Origin of the sequence: Mucilaginibacter jinjuensis (assembly GCF_028596025.1) — a bacterium.
Classification (GTDB): Bacteria; Bacteroidota; Bacteroidia; order Sphingobacteriales; family Sphingobacteriaceae; genus Mucilaginibacter; species Mucilaginibacter jinjuensis.
In genome coordinates this window covers 2702991-2724494 of record NZ_CP117167.1, presented here as the reverse complement: position 1 = coordinate 2724494, position 21504 = coordinate 2702991, and the positions used below count along the sequence as shown (strand labels likewise).

Genomic DNA, 21504 nt, shown 5'->3' with positions numbered 1-21504 from the left:
GTGGGTTTTAGAGGGATTAAGTTTTAAAACCAAATTGTGAGCCCCCTAATTTTAATTGCTTTTCCCCGGTGATTGTAGTGGACAGCCTTTCAGGATCGTTCAGAAAATTGAATAGATGTATATAACTCATCAGATGTAACCTGATAATAGCACTCAAATTGGAGAAAGCCCATTTCCTTTTAAGTTGAACCTGTACAAGTTTAATGAGCAGGTCGGCAATAAAAGCACCCCATATTTGGATCTTGATCGCATTTTCATTGTCTCCCAGGAAGTATTTGAGGGGGAAGTTTTGTTTGATCCTTTTAAACAGGATCTCGATTTGCCAGCGTTTTCTATAAAGATCAGCTATCTGTAGTGGTGATAATGAAAAGTTATTAGTGAGGAATTCAAATTTTCTGGCTTTTTGCTTATCGAAAAAGGTAATTTGACGGCTTTTAAGCTTGATTTTTTTACGATGGGTGCGTGTGCCGAGGGTGATCAAACGGTCAGCAATTATACCAGATGCCTTGTCTTCAGGGCTAACTTCATTTGAACCAGTAACCACATACCGGGCATCTTTTTTCTGGCGGGTGACAAAAAATACCCCTTCATTAGTTAAACGTTCATATTGACTGTAATCTACATAGCCTTTATCAAAAACGATAAATGAACCGGCTTCCAGGTTGATCTCCTTTAGAAAGGTCATATCATTTGCACTCGCTGCCGTGAAACTAACCTGAATGGCAACGTCATCGGTTGCATCGATCAGCGTATGTACTTTAATACCGCCTTTCCTTTTACCGTTGAACTTACCCGGACTGGGGGCTTTGAGTATTTGTTGAAACAAAGTGATGGTAGAGGCATCCGCTATAAAAAGTTTGAGGTTATTTACCGACCGGCTGTCCGGTAAAAGTTGCTTATGCCTGCGATAAATCTGCTCATATAATAACTCGAAAACCTTATAGGAACGTTTCATATTGGCATCGCATAGTGTGCTCCTTCCCGGCGCCTTTTGTATACCTGCATGTTCGAGTTTATTACTACAGGCTTTCATCCCGCTAACCACTTCCCGGCTGCTTGTACACTTGTTTAACACACAATAAAGCATGGTGACTAAATGTGTATGCGTATCAAAATAACGATAATAACGGTCATATTGTCCCGCTCTTGCCAATGCCTTTACTGAATTGCGGTCAATCAAATTCAGCAGCTGATTCAATACCGGCTGTCCGGTAAAAAAAGTACTTTTGCCCATGTTGAATATTGAAGTGTGGTAACTCTAATATCAACACAAAAAAGGGGTAGCCGAAAAGCTACCCCTTATCTTTTTCAAAAAAATCGTTTACCGGACAACAGTGAACTTGTTTCGGGATCCCACAAGACAGGTAGCAGACTTTGTATATCGCAGACTTAGCAAGTGGGGTGCTGAAACAAGTTCAGCATGACGGGTGGAGAGGCAGGGCTTCAACTCAATCAACCACTCAGCCAATCAACTACTCACTACCAACAGCATAAAACTTTTCGCTAAAATTAACCAGATATAACTCCTGCCTTGCACGGGTACAGGCAGTGTATAGCCAACGTAGGAAATCTGTGTTTACCATTTCGTCGGTAAGATACCCTTGATCTACAAAAACGGCATCCCATTGGCCACCCTGCGCTTTGTGGCAGGTTACCGCGTACGAGAATTTGATTTGCAGTGCATTGTAGTATGGGTTCAGTTTTAGCTCGTTGAGCTTGGCACGGCGGTTCAGGATATGCTCATAATCCTTCATCACCTCGGTATAAAACTGTTTTTGATCGGTTGATGACAGCGCGGGCGATTCGGCTGTGAGCGTATCCAGCATTACTTTACATTCTATGGTTCGCTCTTCGGTATAATCTAAAAATTGCAGCTGCACATCGGCAAATCGCAAACCGTACATTTCTTCGGTGCGGCGCACACGTTTAACAATAGCCATGTCGCCGTTGGCAATAAAACCGGTGCTATCCTCTTCCTTGTTATCCTGTAGCCAGAAGTAGTTATTGCGTACCACCATAATCTGGTCGCCGCCGGTGAGCTCTTCTTCGCGGTATAAGATCCGGTTACGGATCTGCTGGTTATATAAATTAGCGTTCTTGTTCGATCGGCAGATGATAAGTGTATTCTCCTTACCATATTTACGGTAAGCATACTCCAGGCCTTCTTCCAAACGCTCACCCGTCATGCGGTAAACGTCTTTAAAGCCTTTGGTAGTTATCTGCGGATATGCTTCCTCTTCCTTGCGGATAATATCGCGGATGCCCGTTACATTATATAAAATCCCCGATTTTTTTTGCTGGCGAAGCACATCCGTCAGCTCATAACTATGGATCTCCAATCCGTAATTATCCTTCATCAGCTTGGCATCCAGCGCCGGGCTATACTCCGACCCTACCGGCGGCAATTGTGCAGTATCGCCAACTAACAATAACTTACAGTTCTGATTATTGTAAACATATTCTACCAGATCATGCAGCAAAGTACTATGCCCGATGCCGCCCATCTCGTCGGAAATCATTGAGGCCTCATCCACAATAAACAGGGTATCTTCGGCCAGGTTGGGTGCAGGCATAAAGCCCTCATCAATATTCATGGCCGATTTTTTTCGATAGATGCGTTTATGAATGGTAAAAGCCTTGCGGTCCGAATAACTGGTGATTACCTTGGCCGCACGGCCAGTAGGCGCCATCAATACCGATTTTTGATTATAATACTTCAGTGCCTTTACTAATGCGCTTACAATGGTAGTTTTACCTGTACCGGCATATCCTTTTAAAATAAAGCAATCGTACCCCGTATTGCTGCGCAAAAAGCTATCCAGCTTTAAAAACAGTTCGGCCTGCTGTTCGGTAGGCTGGTGTGGGAATGCTTTAACAATATAATCAACAGCGGACATGGAGGCGTTAGTTATTGGGTTATCAGTTATTAAGTTACGGGCGCAATTTATTAACTTAATAACAAATAACTTTAACAAGAAGTAGCAATAACCATTAACCTAATAACTCAATAACCACATTTAACCAATTTATACTACATTTGCCCATAGCATGACCAGCCACTCTAAACTGTATTTTAGTGATGATTTTAGCCCGGAGAAGGCTAAAGATTATACCCTTTTAATCCAGATCAGAAATACTGATTTCTCTTTCGCCGTGGTTTACCAAAGCGCACTGCTGGCCTGGGGCAATGGCTACCCATTGAGTGAGCTGATCAATCCGACAGATTTTATACACTTCCTTACGCCTACTGATTATCAAAAGGTTGTTATTGGTATTGTACCGGCAGTTTTCAATATCGTGCCAAAAGCAATATATCAGGAAAAGCATTTGGCACAACTCGTAAAATTGTTAGACGTTAACGAAACCGACAAAGTTTACAGCCAAACCCTCGATACCGAAAATCAGGTTGTTTTTAAGGATAATAACGAGATTTTACCTGCACTAACTGCACGCTATCCAAATCACCAGATTGTATTTGGTTATAAGGGATGGCTCGAAGCTATTGCTAAAACAGGCCCTGCTATCGACAATCTGTACGTTGATATACAAGCTTCTGAAGTTCATTTTGCTTATTTTAAGGAAAGTAAATTGCGTTTTTATAACAGCTTTAAATATACCGATCCCAACGATCTGGCATACTTTACAGCCCTTACCACTAATGAACTGCAATTAAACCCCGAGGATACCTATTTAGTAATTAGCGGCGATGCCGACGTTAGCCGTGGCAACCTCAACGAGTTTTTTCCTAATATTGATACTAACCCTATCGGGCAATTACAGGCTTTGCCTAATGGCATTACTGCACAACAATTGCTGTCGCTCACTGCTTTAATATTATGCGCATAATTGGTGGCAAGCTAAAAGGGTTAAAGCTTAATCCGCCCGCCAATTTGCCGGTGCGGCCAACTACCGATAAGGCTAAAGAAGCCCTTTTCAACATCCTGCAAAACCAGGTTGAACTGGAAGGTATTAAGGTGCTCGACCTGTTTACCGGTACTGGCAATGTGGGTTTCGAATTTGCATCGCGCTATGCCGAATCTGTTTTATGTATAGATCGTAGTTTCCATTGCGTAAAGTATGTTGCAGATACTGCCAAGCAACATAAGCTTGATAATATTAAAACTTTTAAAGCAGACGTTTTTAAATACCTGGAGCAGGAAACTGAGCAATACGATATTATTTTCGCAGATCCACCGTACGACATTAGTCGCATCCCCGAGATCGCTACAATTGTGTTTGATCGAAATTTGTTAGTACCTGAGGGTTTGCTGATCGTTGAACATCAATCTATGCAAAACCTGAGCAACCACCCTGCTTTTACAGAGCAAAGAAGATATGGGCATTCGTCGTTCTCATTCTTCACAAAAACAGCTTAACTTTAAGCCAATAAATCAGCCCTATGAAAATAGCCCTGTTTCCCGGTTCGTTTGATCCCGTTACCAAAGCGCATGTTGATATTGTTGAACGTTCGCTGCCATTGTTCGATAAAGTATATATCGGCATTGGGGCTAACAGCTCTAAACAAGGTTTCTTAACAGTTGGTAAACGCGAGGAATTACTGAGGGCCGTATTTGGGCACGAACCCAAGCTCCATATTGTAGCTTACGAAGGTTTAACTATCGATTTTTGCCGCAGCATTAATGCCGCCTATATGATCCGCGGGATCCGTACCGTGTCGGATTTTGAATATGAGAAGGCCATCGCACAAATGAATCATGCGTTGGCGCCCGAAATTGAAAGCATTTTTATTGTGAGCAAACCGGGTTACTCGTCTATCAGTTCAACCATTGTACGCGAAATTTTGAAATACAATGGCGACGTAAGCAAGTTTATCCCAAAGGCAGCGCTTGACTGTCTTTAATAAGTTTACTAACCACCATTACTTCTGTAATTGAGGGAAAGGTATTTTCCAATATCTCTGCCGTGTGTGCTTTATCAAACCAGCGGGCTTCGGTAATTCCTTCTTCCAGTTGCGGCACCAGTTTTCCTTTGCCCTTATACTTCATTTTATACCAGTGCGATTTTTTAATCACCACCTGGCCTTTAATAATGTAAGCATGGTAAGTTTTGCAGATCTTGGCCCCCGATTTATCGATCTCAATTCCGCACTCCTCTTCTACCTCGCGCACAGCACCCATACGTACGGTTTCGCCTTTTTCAAGCTTACCTTTGGGTAAATCCCACTTATCGTTACGGTAAATAAACAGGTATTCGCCTTTTTTATTCTTAACAAGGCCGCCTGCAGCTTCAATTAAGGGTACGCTTTTAACCACCTTTTTCAGGAAAGCTTTAGCGTCGTCGGTAACGATAAAGAAAGTATGTTTAGCAGAATTTAACACTTCGTAATAAGTTTTGGCAAAGTCAAATTGCTGTGTACCAATTTGATCCGTATCCGCCGAACTTTCGGGTGCAGATTCTGTGATAATAATCGCTTTATCGTTGATATAAATTCTGTAGTTTTGAGCCATGTTTAATAAAACTGAGATTGAACAGCAGGTAGCTGAATTTCTGCTGCAAATTAAAGCAATAAAACTACAACCTAATAATCCTTTTACATGGGCATCGGGTTGGAAGTCTCCCATTTATTGCGATAACCGTATTACACTTTCACATCCATCTATCCGTACCTACATCCGCCAGCAATTAACGGCTTTGGTATCAGAAGAATTTGGTATTGTTGATTGCATTGCCGGCGTGGCTACAGCAGGTATCCCACAGGGTGCACTGGTAGCGCAGGAACTGGGTTTGCCATTTATTTATGTCCGCTCTAAACCAAAAGAGCACGGTACAGGCAAAATGATTGAGGGCGAAATTATAACAGGCCAGCGTGTTGCGGTAATTGAAGATCTGGTATCAACCGGTAAAAGCAGCTTACAGGCTGTAGAAGCCTTGCGCGAAGCCGGATATAATGTTGCAGGTTTAGCCGCTATATTTACTTACGAGCTTGATGCAGCTGCCGATAACTTTAAAAATGCTAAATGCCGCTTCTCAACTTTATCAAACTACAGCGCACTTTTAAAATATGCCGAGCAACATGGCGATATTAAAACTGCTGATCTGGAAGTTCTGAAAAAATGGCGTGAAGACCCAGCAACCTGGGGTAAATAATTACAAAGAGTTTTTAACTAAAAAAAGTCCGTGTGGCCATGCCATACGGACTTTATATTTATATATCCTTTTCGTTAAATTGATGTTGACCCCATCAGATCAATTTAACGGTATACCGGGTTTAGTATACTTTTCTTTGGTTCATCTTGTAAACAGCAACAACAACATTTGCTACTACAAGACCTACGATTAATGTTATCATTTTATTTCTTTTAGTTTAATTTCAGAATAAGTTAGGCAAACGTTATTCCAAAAAATTTATAATTGGTTATTGGTATAATATGTAGTACGTTGATTTTGTTTTTCATGTTTCGTTAAAGTTAATTTAACTCACAACCTGTGAGGGTAGCCCCAATACACAAAACCACATCTTTATTAATAAATTGTTATAAAAACACCCCTTTTAGCCGTTATTCTTATAAAATACTGTTAATTAACGTACCTTTGTATTAATTAAGTTTAAGGCGAAAAATGATCACGGTATCCAATTTATCCTTACGTTACGGTAAGAGAACTTTATTTGAAGAAGTAAACATAAAATTTACACAAGGCAACTGTTATGGTATAATTGGTGCAAATGGGGCAGGAAAATCCACATTTTTAAAGATACTATCGGGGGAAATTGACCCCACTTCGGGGTCTGTGAGCTTCACACCTGGGGAACGCATGGCTGTATTAACACAAAACCACTATGCGTTTGATGAGTTCCCGGTTATTGAAACCGTACTCATTGGCCACAAGGAATTATATAGCACCATGAAAGAAAAGGATGCGATATACCTGAAAGAAGATTTTACCGATGCCGATGGCGAACGCGCCGGCGAACTCGAAAACTTATTTGCCGAAATGGATGGCTGGAATGCTGAAAGCAATGCCGCTACCCTACTAAGCAACCTGGGTATTACAGAAGACCTTCACTATAAACTACTGAAAGAACTTGACGGTAACCAAAAAGTACGTGTATTATTAGCACAAGCCTTATTTGGTAAACCCGACATCCTGTTACTGGATGAGCCGACCAACGATTTGGACATTAACACCATCGCCTGGTTAGAGGATTTCCTTGCAGGTTATGAGGCCATTGTACTGGTTGTATCGCACGACAGGCACTTCCTGGATACGGTTTGTACCCACGTGGTGGATATCGACTTTGGTAAGATGACCACTTATACCGGTAACTACTCGTTCTGGTACCAATCGAGCCAATTGGCTTTGAAACAACGTTCTGACCAGAACAAGAAGATGGAAGACAAGGTTAAAGAGCTGCAGGATTTCATCCGTCGCTTTAGCGCCAACGCTTCTAAATCTAAACAGGCAACCAGCCGTAAAAAAGCCTTGGATAAGATCAACCTAGACGAGATCCAGCCATCGAACCGTAAATACCCGGCCATTATGTTTAACCAGATGACCCGCGAAGCAGGTGATCAGATCCTTCAGATTGAAGGCTTGGGTAAAACAGCCAATGGCGAGGTATTGTTCGACAATCTGAACTTAACAGTTAACAAAGGCGATAAAATTGCCATGCTGTCGCAAAACAGCTTAGCTACTACTGCACTGTACAAAATATTATCTGGCGAGGATACCGATTACCGCGGAACTTTTAAATGGGGCGTTACTATTAACATTGCCGAAATTCCGATTGATAACGCCGAGTACTTTAAAGATAAAGATGTAAACCTGATAGACTGGCTGCGTGAGTACTCACCAGGCGAAAAAGACGACCAGTTTATCCGCAGTTTCCTGGGCCGTATGTTATTTACCGGCGAAGAGGTATTGAAGAAAGCAACGGTACTATCCGGAGGCGAAAAGATGCGCTGTATGTTTAGCCGCATGATGCTTCAACAAGGCAACCTGCTGATGTTCGACGAGCCAACCAATCACCTGGACCTGGAATCGATCACCGCGCTGAACAACGGTATGAAAGACTTTAAAGGCACCATGCTGTTTACCTCGCGAGATCATGAGATTACCGAAACGGTAGCAACCCGCGTAGTAGAACTAACCCCTAACGGTACCATCGACAAACTGATGACTTACGACGAATACATTAACAGCGACATTGTACAAAAACAACGTGAAGAGTTATATGCAATGGCATAATAGCTTATTATAATATTATTGAAAGGGCCGCTCATTCGAGCGGCCCTTTTTGTTTTTAAAAATACCTCTAATATACCACGTCATTGCGAGGTACGAAGCAATCTCAGACCGATTAGCAACAACTTACCAACAACACAAACGAGCACAAGCCTGTTATGTTGAGGCGCTCAAAACATGGTGCGGTTGGGCTACACCTGCATTCTATTAGGAATGACGGCGTGGGTATGAATCGTCTGTGGATGTTCTTTTTGCCGAAAAAGAACCAAAACTCGTGGCTGCTTTATTTTCTATTAAAGTTCCTGCTGTGGCCAATGTAGTGCTGCCCGAAAATCAAGAGGCCACAATTGTTAGGTTATTTACGGTTGTGGGTGTAGTACTTTAATAATTTGCTCCCTTTTGTCATTCAGAGCGATAGCGAAGAATCTTCTACAGCTAACGTATTGTACATAAAAAGGCCGCTCTAAAGAGCGGCCTTTTTACTATTTACACGTCTTATCACATTCTCCCGACTTTTTACAGCCACTACTGCAATAATCTGTACAAGTAGGTTTAGTACAAGATTTTGCACACTTAGTGCAATGGTTCATTTTGCTGTTGCAGCAAGGTGTGTTAGCAAATGAGATAGCGCATATAGAGAATAGCATCACAACTGTGATGAAAAGAAATTTTTTCATGATTTTAAATTTGAATGTTTAATAATATTTACCTGTTTATTTAGGCAGATGTATTATTAAGCCTTCGGAGGGTTCCACATAGAGAGTGAATAACCAGAGGGCGCACCAACGTTGTGGATTGTTAACAGTAATTGCCTTAAAACAGGCGCAATAGCATTAACAGTAGTTGGGTCGACCTTTAAAAAGCCACACATAGCGCACGATAAAATGGTATTACATATCCCATCTGCACAACCATTCTTCTGTTCGTGTTTGCAGGGAATATTTTTCTGCATTTTATGGCAGCAGGTTTTTATAACAGAAGAATGCATAGTTTCGGCATTCCCCGGAACTGAGGAAAGAAAAACCAAACACGCAACCATTATAAAAGCAATGACTTTCATTGATGCTATAACGTATGCTTATTGTATAATATTATACAGCCTTATTATATTAATAGCTACGCTTCCAAACCCTATACCAATGCTTATTTTTTGGATAACTACGATGAGACGTAGCATTATTACAAACAATAGCCACCAGCAACAAAATCATCACCCCACTAAAAACAGGACTAACTACATACATAAAACCCAGCGCCTGAATTTTGGCTGATGGTAAATTGGCTATCAAAGCCGTTGCCCCGCCCGGTGGATGCAATGTTTTGGTGATTTGCATGGCCACGATAGAAAGCGATACCGATAAGGCACTCGACAACCAAAGGTTACCGGGAATTAATTTATAGATCAGTACGCCAATAAAAGCAGATATTACGTGCCCGCCAATCAAATTACGAGGCTGTGCCAGCGGACTATTGATAATACCATAAATAAGCACCGATGACGCACCAAACGAACCGATTAAAAAGATATTAGCCTCGGGTGTTAAATAATGGCTGTTGATAAATCCGATTAGGCCAATACCGAAAAACGACCCGATGAAAGTCCATACATGTTCTTTAAAATCGAATAGGGTTTCGGTATAAACAATACGTTTGGTATGGTGGTATCTTCTTTTAATATAATGGCGCATTACAATACTTAAATTTTGCGCAAAGGTATGGCATACCGTTAGCAAGTATTGGTACTATTTACTGATGTAATGGTGCTATTAAGAAGGAATTAATAGAAGCGTTACAAACGCTATGAAGTTTTAAGCACGCGATGCAATCGCGCGCAAGGTTCCTTTTCTTTTTATGTGTTCTGCAATCTCGCGCGCGATTGCATCGCGTGCGCAATACTTCACGGCGTTTGCAACGCCACGCCGTGCAAGTAACAATTTCCCCATTTCCACAACTTTTTCCCCGTTTTTTCTTTTGGGGAAATATTCCACAGTAAACAAAAATGGCCTTTAATGTTATTTAAAGGCCATTTTTAAGTTTTATTCGCGATCGGCATTGAACTTGCCTTAACCTATACATCAAACATTATTAAAACATTTAAAACATAAAATCATGAACACTTCAATCATCATCGCAGGCATCGTAGCACAAGCAGCTCCTTTATTCTTCATCGTTAAAATCATTGCCGCTAAATTGAATAACTAATAAAACCGAAATCAATCATTCACAATTAAATTTTAGAAATCATGAATCACGCAATTGTAATCGCAGGTATCGTAGCTCAGGCAGCTCCTTTGTTTTTTATTGTTAAGATTATTGCAATAAGACTTAAGTAACACTAAAGCACGTCATGCTGTCCCGATAGCTATCGGGATTATTTCAGCAGCCCATGTGACAGGTTGTACAGCAGACTTAGCAAGTGGGATCCCGAAACAAGTTCGGGATGACGATGAGGAAAGAAAAGCAGCTCTCCTACTTGCTCAAATAATCGGGCGGAAAAAATTTCTGACCATATTTTTCTCCAGCTTTTAACATCTTCGCTGCCAGTTCGGGTGGAGGCAGAAACTGGCCATATTCAACCGGCTCACCAATTTCTTCAAACATTTCGTCCATACCCGCTGGGGTTACAATGCACATCAAACGGGCAAGTGTATCTGTTTTGTTCTTAAACTGATGGACCAACCCACCTTTAGGGATATTTACATAATCACCTTTCTGGGCGATATGGTTACCTTCTTCTGTTCTTAGTTCAATCTCCCCTTCGAGGATATAAAATGCTTCCTGCACATCGGCATGCGAATGTGGCGGCGGACCGCTATTTGGAGGCACCAGCATTTCTATTACCGCATAAGCGCCGCCTGTTTGCTTGCCCGGCATAACTGTACGATAAGTGCCGCCGCCGACCGAAACACACGTGCCTTCGGTAGCTTTTGTTAATGCTAATTTATTTTGTTCCATGGTATTAGATTTAGTTTAATATTCATCTAACAAAGTTAGTGCGATATAGTTATGTTAAGATTATTTAAAAAGAAACATAGTGGTGTTTCTTTTTCCTAATTCTATGGGGTTCTAATTTTTAGTACTGGAGGCCGATACATTATAAACCTTGCGAGCGGTGGCCCAGACGCAAAAGCGGGGCCGTGTAGAGAATCTGTGCGGTGGAGCTTTTTTGCGTCTTGATCTTTTGGTTACTTTTGGATCAAGCCAAAAGTAACAGCCAACCCGCGGCAATTGAGCGGGACTGACTTTGATTAAAGCATAGAATAATCATTATTAGTAATTACGTTAATTAAAGCGCCTTCTCTGTAGGTCGGGGATTGCTTCGTACCTCGCAATGACGTGCTGGATGGAAAGGAAACTGTTAACAAAAAAGGCATCCTCAAATGAGAATGCCTTTCTAAAATATTAAGCTTAATACTTACGCTTCCTGCAAAGCCGTACTAAAATCCTTCAAAAGGTCTTCGATTTCTTCGATACCTACCGATAGGCGGATCATCGAATCCGGGATACCCATTTCGGCACGCCGCTCGGCACCAAGTTCAAAGAATATGGTATGTGCAACCGGGATAGCCAGCGTACGGGTATCACCCAGGTTACTTGATTTAATCACGAGTTTTAAGCGATTTAAAAATGCAAACAGATCCACACCATCAACCAATGCAAAGCTCATTAATGCGCCACTACGGCGGAACAAGGTTTTAGCAACTTCGTGTTGTGGGTGGTTTTCTAAACCAGGGTAATATACTTTACTTACTAACGGGTGTTGCTCTAAAAATTGGGCAAGCGACAATGCGTTAGCACAAGCACGCTCCATACGCAAAGCCAAGGTTTCTGATCCTACAGAAATTGCATGTGCAGCCTCAGGGCCTAAAGTGCCGCCACCATCACGTAAACCACGTTTACGGATCTGGCTCATACCCTGCATCTCGGGTTTAATTTGCTCACGGATAATTGGGGCAATGTTTGGATAGTTTGCCCAGTTAAACAAACCGGTATCAGTAACACTACCACCTAGTGCGTTACCATGGCCGCCAATATATTTGGTTAAAGAGTTGATCACTAAACTGGCTTTAGCAGTTACCGGTCTGTACAAGTAAGGCGAAGTCATGGTATTATCTACCACGTATAACAAGCCTTTCTCTTCGCAGAAATCGCCAATCGGGTTCATGTCTGCTATTTGGGTAGCCGGGTTGGCGATGGTTTCAATCAATACCATGCGGGTATTGGGTTGATATGCACCTTTAATATTCTCTACATCCGTAGCATCCACAAACGACATACTGATACCGATATCGCTAAACGTTTGCATAATACTACGGGTATTACCAAACAGGTACGAGCTGGCAATGATATGGTCGCCTTCTTTAATCAGTGCCAATACAGTTGCGGTAATAGCAGCCATCCCTGTTGAAAAGGTAATGCTGGCCATCCCCTGCTCCATCTGGGTAACTTTATGCTCCAACGCTGTAGTGGTTGGGTTACCCTGGCGTGAGTAGGCGTAGCCTTTAGCTTTGTTCTGAAACACATTTACCAAGCCCTGCACATCATCATAACCCCACGTTACAGCGTTATGAACTGGTTGGTGTAATGCGCCAAATTCGGGCTTCAACAGGCGGTCTGAGTGCAGTATGGTAGTGGTAAATCCTTTTTGATCGTTCATGGACAATAGATATTCAGGCGGCAAACTTGCATTTTTTATTTAAAATAATCCACTCTTTCTGATAAAAACCTACCTGATTGGTAGCTTTTTACCAGAAAAGGAAGCTCGCTTTACAAAATTTCGAAAATGTTAATTCGTCGCAGCACCCAATTGCAAATGATAGTATACGTTCTCTCCCCCATTTCGCCTAAAGCACGAAGGCATTTCTTCACTCAATTTTCGTTCAAAACCATTGCGCTCATAGAACCGATGTGCCGCTTTTAACATATCAACCGTACCAAGGTATAGATCTGTAATGCCCGCTTCCCTGCTATGGTTGATCAGGGTATTGAGCAATAGCTGGGCGGTGCCCATCTCTTTACCCCGGTACTCTTTCTTAACAAACATTTTGCGAATGGTACCGGCATTATCTTCGGTTGCAATAAGCGCGATGGTTCCAACCAGTTCATCGTTAACTTTCGCTCCCCAGAAACCACCACCTGTTTGGTGGTAATGGTTTTCAATATTTAGCAAATCCGGTTGGTCGTCTAACGTAATCGGCACATTAAATTCAATCTGCTGAATGGGTAGTATCAAACCAAGTATCTGCTGGCAGTGGTCGTTAAATATTGGGGTGATGGTTAATTCGGTATTTGTATCATTCTTCATGAAACAAACCTCATTAATTACGACAAGAAGAAACAGATACACATTTTAATTATTTAGCTATAACAGATTATTATTTGAAGAAAAACTCCAGTTATTCATTAAGTCATTTAATGATAACCGGATATATTTTTAATATCTAATTATGTTATTATAACATTTACTTATATTAGCGTAATACCCCGCCTAAATTCTTATTTAATGAATAAACGCACAGAAATTTTCAGTGGAAGTGCTTTGGGCTTATTAACAGGCCTTATAATAGGCCTTTCAATTTCCCAGGTTGTAGGGATTGTACTTGGAGCTTTAACTTCTTTATTAACTCTTTTTTTTGGTTTAAAGCCCGACACGCCAAACAGTGCAGATAACAAATTAAACTATAGCTTAATTGGCATTTTTAGTTTTAGTTGTTTCATATCCATTATTCTGGGCATATATATAAGAACTCATAACTTGCTCTCCCCTACCTTAAAAGAAAAGGTAAACCAATGGCATCAAGCTGGTTATAGTAAAACACAGGCATTAAATATCGCTGCCTTTCAGGAGGCTGGTATTGTTATAGGTAATGATAAAATAACAGTAATGCCAGAAGCAAAGCTTCAAAATGAACGGGTGGCAACTATGTCGATTTTAATGTCCCAAAAAATCGCAAATCCGCTTATCTGTAATGATTATAAAACATTAACCGAGTTAAAAAGCCTTTTCACGATCACGGATACTACCTTAAAACCCGTGCTACAAAAAATTGAAAAAGCATCTAAAGATACAGTTGAAGAAAAATTAAAGATTCAAGAATTTCAAAAGCTTTATTGTGAATATTTCAGTAATTAAACATTATTTCGTGTTAATGTTAGTTTTGCTTGCATTTAGTTCGCATTCACAAACTGGTATTGTCAAAAAAAATGCGTCACAAAAAATTGTTCGCATTATTTCCGGTGATCGTTATTCTACCGGCTTTTTATGGAAAAAAGGCAATTGGATAGTAGCAACATTACATTCAATTGGCGATCCTGACAAAGTGATTGTAAAATATAACAACAACGCCTTTAAGAAAGCTGTCATTCGTAAGGTATTAAAATCGGCGGATTTAGTTCTGCTGGAAACAGGGGAAAATATTGCGCCCTACTTTTTTGACAATCACGATGTGCCCACACCAGGAATAGATACCCGCTTATTTACAGTAGGATACTATTTAGACAATCAAAACTATCAAGATGTAGACTTTGAAGTTGGATTGCTACAGGCAAACTCTGGTAATACTAACATTTTAAAAGACCTGCTGCCACCCGCGGTGGAAAGGTCAGTAGAAAAACTGGACTTTCCCAGTACAAATACTCAAATTCTTTTCTTAAAGGGACATTTATTGCATGGCTTTTCAGGGGCTCCAGTTATAGATCTGAACGGAAATTTATTAGGAATCGCTGACGGCGGCTTAGAAAACGGGGCTGCCAATATTAGCTGGTGTATAAAAAAACATTATTTAAATCAACTCGAGTCATCATCAGAATCTTTTCCATCCGGTTCATCTTCGGCAACTAAAATACTTTTTGCGGCTGATTATAGAAATGATGATGGCATAAGGATCTCTTTAGGAGACTTTGTATTCCGTAAAATTAAAACCAGCACCTTTAACGAGCTTAATACAACTGCGCAGTATAGCAATGAGGAAAAAACAGGCTTAGGTGCTATGTATCAATACATGAGCCAATTTTCTTCCAAAATCAACAGCATGAAATTTGATATATATTCAGAAATAAAAAGCGGATATACAATCCTTGTTCCGGCAGGTTATAATTTACAACAAAAAGACGGGCGCTTAGAAACCACCAACAACCAATACGGATTTAAGATGATCTATCAGATTAGCAAGATTAATACAGAAAACTTAAATCAGAGTTTTTTATCAAATCAAAAGTTTTTGATGCCAGAATTCGAAGGTGGCAGTGGCCCTGTATGGTATTTTAATCCACAAGCATCTTATGCCAAGCCAATCTTTACAATTAATAACAGGGTTCAAAGAATGGTTTATAACAGTACCAAAGGGCCTATAATTGTTCAAACAATCGCAGATAAACAATCTGATGCTACATCAACTTATTTTACTGCATCATCGGCCTATAGTTCGTATACGCTTACGCTTCAAAATACTGATGCCGAAAGGGATATATGGACAGTGTTTATGCTATCTTCCTATTTAACTACTTTTTCTAATTAGTTAGAACAGCATTTATGCTATTTATTGGCAGCGAAATATTATCACCCTTAAAAGAAACAGATATAGATTTTTCAAATTCAACTATAACAGATTATTTTTGCCGGCATGAAAGAACCTGCTTACCTGGGCCTGGCCAATAAAATAGCTGCAATGATTGATACAGGCGTTTACAAAGCGGAAGATAAACTGCCCTCGCTGCGTAGCCTGCATAAAGAAAACGGCTTAAGCATAGGCACGGTATTACAGGCTTTCAACCACCTGATAGATAAAGGGCTGATTACTTCGCAGGAAAAATCCGGTTATTTTGTGAATCATCGCTCGAGCAAAAAGCTCCCGCTGCCGCAGGCCTTACCGGTTTCGTTTTCGGAAAGAACAGTGCATATCGATCAACTTTTACAAAATCTAAGGAGAGATAGCACTTCAAGAAACTTTGTATCGTTTGCCAATGCCATGCCCGATAACCGGCTGTTACCATTCAATAGCATTAAGAGGGCTATTCAGAATACATCGAGAGATATTACCGGCAGTTACTTAACACTTGAAGACCGCAAAGGGAACCTGCAATTACGTGAAGAAATTGCCAAAAGGTCATTCTTCTGGAAAGGATCTGTACATGCCGATGAACTGGTGATTACCAATGGCGCGATGGAGGCCATCATTTGCTGCCTTAAAACAGTAACGCAACCCGGTGATACTGTATTGGTACAAGATCCATGCTATTACGGAGTTATGCAGGCCCTCGAATGCCTGGACCTGAAAGTTGCCACTATTCCCTCCCATCCGGAGACTGGTATTAATGTAGAAGATTTAAAGCATGCCTGCAATAAGCTCCATATCAAAGCCTGTTTACTGGTGAGCAATTTTAATAACCCCGATGGCGCTTGTTTAAGCACTGAGCAAAAAAAGCAGATCGCAGCCTTTGCCAACAAACAGCAAATGCCCGTTATTGAAGACGACCTGTATGGCGAACTCTTTTTTAAAGGCAGCCGACCCGATACCATTAAAGCTTATGACGAAAATGGTTGGGTGATGTATTGCAGCTCGTTCACCAAATCATTGGTGCCGGGCTTTCGTATTGGCTGGTGTGCGCCGGGGCGTTTTGTGCACCAGGTAGCGCGTACAAAATCCATGCATAATGGTTCGACTTCAAATTTGGGGCAACAGGTGGTGCAGCAGTTGCTGGAACAGGGCACTTATGACCGCCACCTTCAAAAGTTCAGGCTGGAGTTGAATAAGAACCTTATCCGCTCCACCAATTTAATTGAACAGCACTTCCCCGATGGTACCAAGATAAGCCGGCCGAATGGCAGTTTGGTGTTATGGGTTGAACTGCCCGTTTGCCTGAACACTACACAATTGCAGGACGCCGCATTTCAACAAGACGTTGCTTACGCTCCCGGCGAATTATTCTCTAGCGATGGCAACTACCAAAATTACCTGCGCATCAGTTTCGGCAACCTGTGGGAACCCAAGATTGAGAAAGCATTGATTAAGCTGGGCGAATTTTTTACTGATGCTTATAAAAAAGCCCAACCATCTGTAGCTTAATACTTATTCGTAATAACAGATATAAGCCAAATCCGCCTCACAGCTTATTTGAAACTTAACATTCGCCTGTACATCAAAAATTCCCTGCGGGCCATAAGTATTCCAGGTTTCACCATCAAGGCTCACTTTTGCAGTACCGGCTACGATAATCATTTTTTCGGGGCTTGAGGTACCGAACTCATAACTTCCGGCTTTCATAACACCTACTGTTGCTTTACCATCTGTGGTTTGCAGGCCAAGGCTTTGTACTTTGCCATCGAAATAGGTATTATGCGATACAGTATCGGTCGGATTGCTCATTGTAGAATTAGATTGTGGTTATTAAATATTTTCACGGTCGCCATGTGCTTTGGGTTCCGAGATAACAAGTATACTGAGTTCTTCCGAATTTTGGTTACTGATGCCATGTTTAGTTAAAGCCGGGATATGGATACTTTCGCCCGCATTAACCAGCACATCCCTGCCTTCAATATTAAAAGTCGCCTGTCCTTTCAAGATATAAAACACCTGCTGGGCTTTATAGTGAAAGTGGTATTGCTCGGCTGTCCCAACCGGCAATTTTTCTTCAATAACACTTAACGTATCAGTTTTTAGCAGGTGCCAGCCCTCGCATTGGTTTCCCCAGAAATAGTGTTCGGCATTGACGATTGATTTAATCATGGCAACAAATTTTGATCTACAATTTTCAGCAAAACCCGTTCAACATAAAATATACAGTTACCACATACTTTACTATAACAGATTTCTAAAATTAATTGCACAATACAATTAAACTATAATTAAAAAAATTAATCAAATAAAACAGTTAGCGCTATTTGATTAAGGGTATGAAAGATCTGTACTACATTTTGGGAACGGATAGCAATTGCAGTCCGGATGCGATAAGCGAGGCCTATCGTAAACTGGCTAAAAGATTTGAGCCTGCTTATGGTGAAGAAGATGATTTTCTGGAAAGCCATTTCAGGGAAATCAGCGAAGCTTATGAAATACTGAGCGACCCGGCCCGGCGCAAATTATATGATGCCTCGCAACGGAAGATTCATAAAAAACAGGTAGCCAATTTTAAAACCAGGTATCTCAATATGGCCTTAACAGGCTCTTTGATATTGTTTACAGGGGTATTTGGGTTTTATGTAGTGCGATCGCTTAATATTAATCACACACAACAAGTTGCCGAACCTGTTAAAGTTGCCACTGTCGCGTCTATCGCGCCTCACGTCATCAAACATCATAAAAAGAAAACCCACAATAAAATTGCAGAACCTGTTGCCGTCTCCGATAAACCTGTGGCGGCAAAGAAAGATACAATTAAAGCAGAAGCTGTAGTAGCAATTAAGCCAGCACCGATTACAGTAGCGGCAGTTAAGTCAACTCTCGCCCCGGTTAAGGTTGTACAAGTACCGGTTGTTACCAAACAACCTGGTGCTCCGGTCGATTCATCATATACCACTTATCTAAAACCCAATTTATCCGGCTCCATTTACCTGCACCAGATGGCCGATTATATGTCGGCTGTGGTAACTGTATTGCCACATAATTCATTGGTTAAGGTATTGCAAAAAGGGCCGAGCTTTTATAAAATAGCATACAACAACCAGGTGGGCTATTTACCACGATGGATGGTGGTAAACCCTTAAGGATTGAATAATATCGAATAATGAATTTTGAATATCCAACATCGAAGTTCTCTTTCATTATTCGATATTGGATATTCTATATTCGATATTAAATTCCCTTAACTTGATAACTTGATTACTCACTTCTTAAGCTCTTCACCGGGTTTAGCAAAGCCGCTTTGATGGCTTGGAAGCTCACTGTAAAAAGCGCTATAAACAATGCCATCATTCCGGCTAAGGCAAACATCCACCAACTAAGTGTTACGCGGTAGGCAAAGGCCTGCAGCCATTTGTTCATGCCATACCAGGCAATTGGTGTGGCTATAATGAATGAGATAACAACCAGTTTCACAAAATCAACCGATAATAACTTCACAATCCCCGATACGCTTGAGCCCAGCACTTTGCGCACGCCTATCTCTTTCCGGCGTTGCTCGGCACTAAAGGCCGCCAGCCCGAATAAACCCAGGCAGGAGATCAGGATGGCTATCAAAGTAAATGAATTGATGATCTGCGAGAGTACAATCTCTGTTTCGTATTGCTTTTGTACCTCGCTATCCAGAAACGAATATTCGAAAGGCACCAATGGCAAGTTTTTATGCCATACCGCACTTATCTGGCTTAATAATGCTTTATAGTTTTTACTGTTCGTTGCCACCACCATGCTGTTAAAAGACCATGCATGCGTATCGTAAATCAGCATAAACGGGCGTACATCATTATGCAACGAATTATAGTTAAAATCTTTCATCACCCCGGCAACGGTAACGTACCATGCCGGGTTAGGCGCATAATGCGAATACAACCTTGCGCCAATAGCTGTTTGCTCGGTAAGGTTAAGCCTTTTGGCTAATGTTTGGTTAATAAGCACCTTGCCCGAATCGCCCTGCATCAAATCGCGGCCGCTCAGCAATTTAATGCCGTTTGCTTTTACAAAATATTGGTCGCATGTTATATTTTGGGCGTCGATAGCCGTCTCCATATTGCCGCCTTCGGGGTAAACGCCATGATCGTGCATAATAAACTGGCTCAGGTAGTTATCAGCACTGCTAACAGCCTTAACACCTGATAATTGCCGCAAGTCACTGGCTAAGGCGGCCATCCTGTTTTGTGCATCGCTGGTATAGAAATTAAAAACCAGCTTCTGACTTTGATCGAACCCTAGATCCTTTGCTTTAATATAGTTCAGCTGACTATAAATAATAACGATGCCGCTTATTAAAACGATAGACAAAACAAACTGAAACACCACCAGTGAACGGCGGATACCCGCCGCTGATATCTTACTACTAAAGTTGCCTTTAATTACTTTTACAGCCTCAAACGCCGATAAGTAAAATGCGGGGTAACTACCTGCCACAAAGCCGGTAACAATAACCAACGATGCCAGCATAAGCCATAAACGGTAATCGCTGAAGAAAGTTAAGCGGATATCGGTATGTGTGATGCTGTTTAAATAAGGTAATACAGCCCATAATAAAGGCAAAGCAATAATCACGCCTATAAAAGCGAGTAAAAATGATTCGCCCAAAAACTGTTGAATTAAATCGAATTTGCCTGCGCCAATCACTTTGCGCACGCCAACCTCTTTAGCCCGTTTTGATGCGCGCGCGGTTGACAGGTTCATGAAATTAATACAGGCTATCACCTGGATCATTACGGCAATTAATACCAATATTAACAGGAATGATGGATCGGCAGTTTTACTGGGCTCTGCATCATACCCAGATGTGGTGTGGATTGTGGTAACCGGTTCCAGGTTCATTACTTTCTGAATACCCAGGTTTTTTAACTTTTGGCCTGCATATTTATTCAGAAATGCGGGTAGTTTTTTCTCTAAAGCTTTAGCATCAGCGCCCGGTTTAAGTTCTATGTAGGAGTATGTATAATTATTGCCTGCCCATTCGCCGTCATTAGCCAGTGAGGTACCGGTTTCGCCGCTTTTCATGGAGATAAACATATTACCCTCGATATGCGATTTTCCCAGGCTTTCGTCTACTACACCGGTAACTTTAAAATCGTGCTTAACCCATTGATCGTTAATGTTGATCACCTTGCCTAATGCACTTTCGTGTCCGAAAAGTTTATCGGCTATTGGTTTTAGTAATACGATAGAATAAGGCTCATCTAACGCATGAGGTGCCTTGCCTTCTACAAAGTGGTAGCTGAACAGATCGAAAAAGGTAGAGTCGACATAAAACGCCCCTTTCTCATAAAATGATTGTTCCTGGTAACGGAGCAAATGCTCTTTAGCACCTAAATTATCTGTTTTTAATACGCGCGTGTAGCTTTTAACCTCGGGGAAATCACTTTTTAATGCAGCAGCAACAGGCGGCGAAACCGAAGCAAAGCTATGTTTATCGCCGGTAAGCACCATTGAGGCGGTAATGCGATAAATATTTTTCGCGTTTGTATGCTGCTTATCGTAGCTATATTGCTGCTGTACATATAGCAATATGTATAAACAGCAAAGCGTACCAACGGCCAAACCAAAAATATTAATGAAGCTGAACGTTTTATTCTTTAATAAAAAACGAAGCGCGGTTTTAAAGTAGCTTTTTAACATAGCGATTAGATTATGCAGTATTACAAATACCTGATAACCCAATAAGATGCCA

At 41.2% G+C, this 21504-nt stretch carries 21 protein-coding genes; 9 read left to right on the top strand and 12 right to left on the bottom strand.

What is annotated here, in order from left to right; genetic code table 11:
- Positions 1 to 16: 16 nt before the first annotated feature.
- Positions 17 to 1234, bottom strand: coding sequence for an IS4 family transposase (locus tag PQO05_RS12345; protein WP_273629247.1), 1218 nt, complete (start codon positions 1232 to 1234; stop codon positions 17 to 19).
- Positions 1235 to 1472: 238 nt separating this feature from the next.
- On the bottom strand, positions 1473 to 2897 hold the full coding sequence (locus PQO05_RS12340; RefSeq protein WP_273633221.1) for an ATP-dependent DNA helicase: 1425 nt from the start codon (positions 2895 to 2897) through the stop codon (positions 1473 to 1475).
- A gap of 151 nt (positions 2898 to 3048) precedes the next feature.
- Here PQO05_RS12340 and PQO05_RS12335 point away from each other — a divergent pair, with 151 nt between their 5' ends.
- Genes PQO05_RS12335 through coaD form a run of 3 tightly spaced genes read left to right on the top strand, consistent with a single transcriptional unit; the run spans position 3049 to position 4861 of the window.
- Entirely contained in the window at positions 3049 to 3846 is a 798-nt protein-coding gene (locus PQO05_RS12335; RefSeq protein WP_273633220.1) for a DUF3822 family protein, read from the top strand.
- Positions 3837 to 4376: a 16S rRNA (guanine(966)-N(2))-methyltransferase RsmD gene (gene rsmD / locus PQO05_RS12330; protein WP_273633219.1), complete on the top strand. Its 540-nt coding sequence runs from the start codon at positions 3837 to 3839 to the stop codon at positions 4374 to 4376. The genes PQO05_RS12335 and rsmD overlap by 10 nt, the downstream gene beginning before the upstream one ends.
- Positions 4377 to 4399: 23 nt before the next feature.
- Positions 4400 to 4861 carry a pantetheine-phosphate adenylyltransferase gene (gene coaD, locus PQO05_RS12325; RefSeq protein WP_273633218.1) on the top strand — a complete coding sequence of 154 codons (462 nt, stop codon included), beginning with the start codon at positions 4400 to 4402 and terminating at the stop codon, positions 4859 to 4861.
- Here the strand turns inward: coaD and PQO05_RS12320 are convergent.
- Positions 4830 to 5468, bottom strand: a complete 639-nt coding sequence (locus PQO05_RS12320; RefSeq protein WP_273633217.1) for an NUDIX hydrolase — start codon at positions 5466 to 5468, stop codon at positions 4830 to 4832. The two genes, coaD and PQO05_RS12320, sit on opposite strands and share 32 nt — an antisense overlap.
- Between PQO05_RS12320 and pyrE the strand changes: the two genes are divergently transcribed.
- Positions 5467 to 6108 (top strand): orotate phosphoribosyltransferase, encoded by a 642-nt coding sequence (gene pyrE / locus PQO05_RS12315; protein WP_273633216.1) that lies wholly within the window; start codon positions 5467 to 5469, stop codon positions 6106 to 6108. The genes PQO05_RS12320 and pyrE overlap by 2 nt on opposite strands.
- 471 nt (positions 6109 to 6579) lie before the next feature.
- On the top strand, positions 6580 to 8208 hold the full coding sequence (locus PQO05_RS12310; protein ID WP_273633215.1) for an ABC-F family ATP-binding cassette domain-containing protein: 1629 nt from the start codon (positions 6580 to 6582) through the stop codon (positions 8206 to 8208).
- Between the two features lie 730 nt (positions 8209 to 8938).
- Here PQO05_RS12310 and PQO05_RS12305 read toward each other — a convergent pair.
- The 6 genes from PQO05_RS12305 to PQO05_RS12280 form a co-directional block, all read right to left on the bottom strand.
- A complete protein-coding gene (locus tag PQO05_RS12305; protein ID WP_273633214.1) occupies positions 8939 to 9157 on the bottom strand; it encodes a hypothetical protein in 219 nt (72 codons plus the stop codon).
- A gap of 157 nt (positions 9158 to 9314) precedes the next feature.
- Positions 9315 to 9893: an HPP family protein gene (locus PQO05_RS12300; protein WP_273633213.1), complete on the bottom strand. Its 579-nt coding sequence runs from the start codon at positions 9891 to 9893 to the stop codon at positions 9315 to 9317.
- 120 nt (positions 9894 to 10013) lie between these two features.
- Positions 10014 to 10202, bottom strand: coding sequence for a hypothetical protein (locus PQO05_RS12295; RefSeq protein WP_273633212.1), 189 nt, complete (start codon positions 10200 to 10202; stop codon positions 10014 to 10016).
- A gap of 472 nt (positions 10203 to 10674) precedes the next feature.
- Positions 10675 to 11160, bottom strand: coding sequence for a cupin domain-containing protein (locus tag PQO05_RS12290; RefSeq protein ID WP_273633211.1), 486 nt, complete (start codon positions 11158 to 11160; stop codon positions 10675 to 10677).
- A 460-nt stretch (positions 11161 to 11620) separates the two neighbouring features.
- Positions 11621 to 12862, bottom strand: a complete 1242-nt coding sequence (locus PQO05_RS12285; protein ID WP_273633210.1) for a cystathionine gamma-synthase family protein — start codon at positions 12860 to 12862, stop codon at positions 11621 to 11623.
- Between the two features lie 129 nt (positions 12863 to 12991).
- The gene (locus PQO05_RS12280) at positions 12992 to 13510 is read right to left on the bottom strand and encodes a GNAT family N-acetyltransferase (RefSeq protein WP_273633209.1); all 519 of its coding nucleotides are present in this window, start codon (positions 13508 to 13510) and stop codon (positions 12992 to 12994) included.
- 198 nt (positions 13511 to 13708) lie between these two features.
- Here PQO05_RS12280 and PQO05_RS12275 point away from each other — a divergent pair, with 198 nt between their 5' ends.
- The 3 genes from PQO05_RS12275 (at position 13709) to PQO05_RS12265 (ending at position 17270) form a co-directional block, all read left to right on the top strand.
- Positions 13709 to 14338, top strand: coding sequence for a hypothetical protein (locus PQO05_RS12275; protein WP_273633208.1), 630 nt, complete (start codon positions 13709 to 13711; stop codon positions 14336 to 14338).
- Between the two features lie 16 nt (positions 14339 to 14354).
- Complete coding sequence (locus PQO05_RS12270; RefSeq protein WP_273633207.1) at positions 14355 to 15722, top strand: S1 family peptidase; 1368 nt, start codon at positions 14355 to 14357, stop codon at positions 15720 to 15722.
- A gap of 105 nt (positions 15723 to 15827) precedes the next feature.
- Complete coding sequence (locus tag PQO05_RS12265; protein ID WP_273633206.1) at positions 15828 to 17270, top strand: aminotransferase-like domain-containing protein; 1443 nt, start codon at positions 15828 to 15830, stop codon at positions 17268 to 17270.
- Positions 17271 to 17273: 3 nt separating this feature from the next.
- Here PQO05_RS12265 and ppnP read toward each other — a convergent pair whose 3' ends face one another.
- Positions 17274 to 17570: a pyrimidine/purine nucleoside phosphorylase gene (gene ppnP, locus PQO05_RS12260; RefSeq protein ID WP_273633205.1), complete on the bottom strand. Its 297-nt coding sequence runs from the start codon at positions 17568 to 17570 to the stop codon at positions 17274 to 17276.
- Positions 17571 to 17591: 21 nt separating this feature from the next.
- The gene (locus tag PQO05_RS12255) at positions 17592 to 17930 is read right to left on the bottom strand and encodes a cupin domain-containing protein (RefSeq protein WP_273633204.1); all 339 of its coding nucleotides are present in this window, start codon (positions 17928 to 17930) and stop codon (positions 17592 to 17594) included.
- A 167-nt stretch (positions 17931 to 18097) separates the two neighbouring features.
- Between PQO05_RS12255 and PQO05_RS12250 the strand changes: the two genes are divergently transcribed.
- A complete protein-coding gene (locus PQO05_RS12250; protein ID WP_273633203.1) occupies positions 18098 to 18907 on the top strand; it encodes a J domain-containing protein in 810 nt (269 codons plus the stop codon).
- 115 nt (positions 18908 to 19022) lie between these two features.
- Here the strand turns inward: PQO05_RS12250 and PQO05_RS12245 are convergent, their stop codons facing one another.
- Positions 19023 to 21452, bottom strand: coding sequence for an ABC transporter permease (locus PQO05_RS12245; protein WP_273633202.1), 2430 nt, complete (start codon positions 21450 to 21452; stop codon positions 19023 to 19025).
- Positions 21453 to 21504: the final 52 nt, after the last annotated feature.

What these genes read in the sequence shown, in the direction of transcription:
- PQO05_RS12345 (WP_273629247.1), bottom strand. Translation starts at nt 1,234, where the DNA reads ATGGGCAAAAGTACTTTTTTTACCGGACAGCCGGTATTGAATCAGCTG.
- PQO05_RS12340 (WP_273633221.1), bottom strand. Translation starts at nt 2,897, where the DNA reads ATGTCCGCTGTTGATTATATTGTTAAAGCATTCCCACACCAGCCTACC.
- PQO05_RS12335 (WP_273633220.1), top strand. Translation starts at nt 3,049, where the DNA reads ATGACCAGCCACTCTAAACTGTATTTTAGTGATGATTTTAGCCCGGAG.
- rsmD (WP_273633219.1), top strand. Translation starts at nt 3,837, where the DNA reads ATGCGCATAATTGGTGGCAAGCTAAAAGGGTTAAAGCTTAATCCGCCC.
- coaD (WP_273633218.1), top strand. Translation starts at nt 4,400, where the DNA reads ATGAAAATAGCCCTGTTTCCCGGTTCGTTTGATCCCGTTACCAAAGCG.
- pyrE (WP_273633216.1), top strand. Translation starts at nt 5,467, where the DNA reads ATGTTTAATAAAACTGAGATTGAACAGCAGGTAGCTGAATTTCTGCTG.
- PQO05_RS12320 (WP_273633217.1), bottom strand. Translation starts at nt 5,468, where the DNA reads ATGGCTCAAAACTACAGAATTTATATCAACGATAAAGCGATTATTATC.
- PQO05_RS12310 (WP_273633215.1), top strand. Translation starts at nt 6,580, where the DNA reads ATGATCACGGTATCCAATTTATCCTTACGTTACGGTAAGAGAACTTTA.
- PQO05_RS12305 (WP_273633214.1), bottom strand. Translation starts at nt 9,157, where the DNA reads ATGCAGAAAAATATTCCCTGCAAACACGAACAGAAGAATGGTTGTGCA.
- PQO05_RS12300 (WP_273633213.1), bottom strand. Translation starts at nt 9,893, where the DNA reads ATGCGCCATTATATTAAAAGAAGATACCACCATACCAAACGTATTGTT.
- PQO05_RS12290 (WP_273633211.1), bottom strand. Translation starts at nt 11,160, where the DNA reads ATGGAACAAAATAAATTAGCATTAACAAAAGCTACCGAAGGCACGTGT.
- PQO05_RS12285 (WP_273633210.1), bottom strand. Translation starts at nt 12,862, where the DNA reads ATGAACGATCAAAAAGGATTTACCACTACCATACTGCACTCAGACCGC.
- PQO05_RS12280 (WP_273633209.1), bottom strand. Translation starts at nt 13,510, where the DNA reads ATGAAGAATGATACAAATACCGAATTAACCATCACCCCAATATTTAAC.
- PQO05_RS12275 (WP_273633208.1), top strand. Translation starts at nt 13,709, where the DNA reads ATGAATAAACGCACAGAAATTTTCAGTGGAAGTGCTTTGGGCTTATTA.
- PQO05_RS12270 (WP_273633207.1), top strand. Translation starts at nt 14,355, where the DNA reads ATGTTAGTTTTGCTTGCATTTAGTTCGCATTCACAAACTGGTATTGTC.
- PQO05_RS12265 (WP_273633206.1), top strand. Translation starts at nt 15,828, where the DNA reads ATGAAAGAACCTGCTTACCTGGGCCTGGCCAATAAAATAGCTGCAATG.
- ppnP (WP_273633205.1), bottom strand. Translation starts at nt 17,570, where the DNA reads ATGAGCAATCCGACCGATACTGTATCGCATAATACCTATTTCGATGGC.
- PQO05_RS12255 (WP_273633204.1), bottom strand. Translation starts at nt 17,930, where the DNA reads ATGATTAAATCAATCGTCAATGCCGAACACTATTTCTGGGGAAACCAA.
- PQO05_RS12250 (WP_273633203.1), top strand. Translation starts at nt 18,098, where the DNA reads ATGAAAGATCTGTACTACATTTTGGGAACGGATAGCAATTGCAGTCCG.
- PQO05_RS12245 (WP_273633202.1), bottom strand. Translation starts at nt 21,452, where the DNA reads ATGTTAAAAAGCTACTTTAAAACCGCGCTTCGTTTTTTATTAAAGAAT.